This window comes from Actinosynnema sp., from assembly GCF_052038725.1.
Map to the genome: position 1 here is coordinate 1 of NZ_JBQGCX010000254.1, position 3,212 is coordinate 3,212.

At 74.7% G+C, this 3,212-nt stretch carries 3 protein-coding genes; 2 read left to right on the top strand and 1 reads right to left on the bottom strand.

Annotated elements, in window-relative coordinates; genetic code table 11:
* Positions 1-400 (bottom strand): sulfurtransferase (locus ACTUAL_RS04910; protein ID WP_440899414.1); only part of this gene is annotated, 400 nt, incomplete at its 3' end.
* Positions 401-497: 97 nt separating this feature from the next.
* On the opposite strand from ACTUAL_RS04910, the gene ACTUAL_RS04915 reads away from it, so the two are divergent.
* Complete coding sequence (locus ACTUAL_RS04915; protein WP_096492075.1) at positions 498-1,190, top strand: metal-dependent transcriptional regulator; 693 nt, start codon at positions 498-500, stop codon at positions 1,188-1,190.
* Positions 1,191-1,195: 5 nt separating this feature from the next.
* Entirely contained in the window at positions 1,196-2,380 is a 1,185-nt protein-coding gene (galK, locus tag ACTUAL_RS04920; RefSeq protein WP_440899413.1) for a galactokinase, read from the top strand.
* Positions 2,381-3,212: the final 832 nt, after the last annotated feature.

The following is a 3,212-nucleotide window of genomic DNA, read 5'->3' on the forward strand; positions in this document are numbered from 1 at the left end:
CGTCGGTGACCGGCCTGCCCTCGGCCGACCACGCCGCGTAACCGCCGTCCAGGACCGCCACCTGGTCGTGGCCCGCCCAGCGCAGCAGCCACCACGCGCGGGCCGCCACCGAGCCGTCCCCGTCGTCGTAGGCCACCACCGGGACGCCCTCGCGGACGCCCGCCGCGCGCAGCGCGCGCTCCAGCACGGCCACCTCGGGCAGCGGGTGCCTGCCCTCCGGGCCGGGCGGGGCGGCGAGCGCCGCGTCCAGGTCGGTGTGGACGGCTCCGGGGACGTGCCCGACCTCGTAGTCTTGTCGTGCGGGCGGGCCGCCGAGCCGCCAGCGGACGTCGAGCACGACCGGGGGGCGCTCGCCCGCCAGCGCGACAGCCAGTGCTTCAGTGCTGATCAAGGGGTGCACGGTGCCATCCTGCACCGACGCGCACCTGATCGCCGTGAGCGCGAGAGGTCGCCCCGACCGGTGCGACTAGCATGAAGGCATAAGAAGGGGAGCGGGTGTGAACGACCTCATCGACACCACGGAGATGTACCTCCGCACGATCTACGAGCTCGAAGAAGAGGGCGTGGTGCCGCTGCGCGCCCGCATCGCCGAGCGGCTGGGCCAGAGCGGCCCGACCGTGAGCCAGACCGTCGGCCGCATGGAGCGGGACGGGCTGGTGGTCGTCGCCGACGACCGGCACCTGGAGCTGACCGAGCAGGGCCGCAGCCTCGCGGTGTCGGTGATGCGCAAGCACCGGCTGGCGGAACGGCTCCTGGTCGACATCATCGGCCTGGAGTGGGAGCACGTGCACAGCGAGGCGTGTCGCTGGGAGCACGTGATGAGCGAGGCCGTCGAGCGCAAGCTGGTGAAGCTGCTCGGCAACCCGACCACCTCGCCCTACGGCAACCCCATCCCCGGCCTGGACAAGCTCGGCGACGGCGAGCCCGCTCCGCCCGTGGAGGCGGACCTGCTGCGCATCGACGAGGTCGCCAGGCGCGGTGGGGGCCGGGTGGAGGTCAAGCGGATCGCCGAGCACGTTCAGCTCGACCCCGATCTGATGGCGGATCTGAAAGCTGCAGGTGTGATGCCCGGAAGTGTTGTGAAGGTCGAGTCGCTGGACGACAGCAAGGTCGTGCGGGTCGGCGGGAGTGGGACGACGGCCGAGCTGAGCCAGTCCATCGCCCACGCCGTGCTGGTGCAGGCCAGGTGAGCGCCGTGCGGCAGCGGCCGGCCGACAAGGCGGCCGTCGAGTTCGAGAAGCTGCACGGTCGTGCGCCCGCGGGCGTCTGGTCGGCTCCCGGCCGGGTGAACCTGATCGGTGAGCACACCGACTACAACGACGGCTTCGTGCTGCCGTTCGCCCTGCCCCACCGGCTGGCTGCCGCGGCGTCGCCGCGCGAGGACGGCGTGCTGAGCGTCGTCACGGTCGGCGACGACGGTGAGGCCCGCCACGCCGAGGACGTGCTGGTCGCGGACCTGGAGCCGGGTGGGGTGCCCGGTTGGGCCGCCTACCCGGCGGGTGTGGCGTGGGCGCTGCGCTCCGAGGGCCTCAAGGGCGGGGCGGACGTCGTCATCGCGGGCGACGTGCCGTCCGGCGCGGGCCTGTCCTCGTCGCACGCGCTGGAGTGCGCGGTGGCGCTGGCGCTGCTGGAGCTGGGCGGCAAGCCAGCAGACTCCGGGCCGGGCACGCCCTCGCTGGCCCAGGTCGCGCGGCTGGTGCAGCGCTCGGAGAACGACTTCGTGGGCGCGCCGACCGGGCTGCTCGACCAGACCGCGTCGCTGTGCTGCACCGACGCGCACGTGCTGTTCCTGGACGTGCGCTCGGGCGAGGCCGAGCAGGTCCCGTTCGACGCGTCGGCGCGCGGGCTGGAGGTGCTGGTGATCGACACCCGCGCCAGCCACTCGCACAGCGACGGCGGCTACGGCGCGCGCCGGGCGGGCAGCGAGGAGGCGGCGGCGCTACTGGGCGTCGACGCGCTGCGCGACGTCGCGGCCGAGGGCCTTGACGAGGCGCTGGCGAAGCTCCCGGAGAACCTGCGCCCGCTGGTGCGGCACGTGGTGACCGAGAACGAGCGGGTGCTGCGCGCGGTGGAGGTGCTGCGCTCGGGCGAACTGGCCGAGCTGGGCCCGCTGCTGACCGCGTCGCACGCCAGCCTGCGCGACGACTACCGGGTGTCCTGCCCGGAGCTGGACGTCGCGGTGGACTCCGCGCTGGCCTCGGGCGCCCTGGGCTCCCGCATGACCGGCGGCGGCTTCGGCGGCTCGGCGATCGCGCTGGTGCCCGTCGAGCTGCACGACAAGGTGGTGGCCGACGTCGAGGCCGCGTTCGCCGCGAAGGGCTGGCCCACGCCGCGCACCTTCACGGCCGTCCCGTCCCCCGGCGCGGGCCGCGACATCTAGCGGGCCGCGACATCCAGCGGAGCACGAGTCCAGCGGATCGCGCCAGCTGACGGATCGCGCGATCCAGCGGACCACCGAGCGGGCTTGCTCGCTGACCACCCGGTCGGCGAGCAGGCCCAACGGCGGCCAGCCCGACCTCTGCCAGGCTGACGACGACCGGCCCGAGGGCAGCCGAGCCGGTGGCAGCCGGGCCGATAGCAGCCGAGCCGCTGGTGAACCGGGCCAGCGGCAGAACGGGCCAGCGGCAGAGCAGCCTGGCAGCAGAGCGGTCCGGTCGCGCCCCGGCAGAGCGGTGCTCTGCGGGCAGGCAGGCGCCCTCCGGCCCCAGCAGGTGGCCGAGGCCAGCGGCGGCAAGATCCAGCAGATCCCACTGCGGCCGGATCCAGCAGCGGCCGGACTGGGCCGCAGGGCCGGCCCACGCGACACCCGCTGGGCAGGCCGACCGAGCGGCGGGCACTGTCCTCAGCGGACCCGCGCGACAACCACGCGGGGCAGCCCCACGAGACCACTCCCCCGCTGTGGCGCGCGAACGCGGGCAGCCCTCCCTTCGGCTCGACGGGCGGAGAGCACTACCGAGCAGGGCGCTACCGCTCGGAGCAGCGGCAAGCAGAACCGAGTCGCCCGACAAGCAAGATCAACTCATTCGGCACACGGCAGACGGTCAACGGCGGACGGCAGGCAGCAGGCGGTCAGCGGCTGGCGGCTGGCGGCTGGCGGCTGGCGGCGGGCGGCTGGCGGCTGGCGGCTGGCGGCTGGCGGCAAGAGCTACCTCAGGCAGCCCCCGCAGGCCCCCGCTGGGGCCCCGCGCAGGCCACGCGGACCGGCTCGGGCG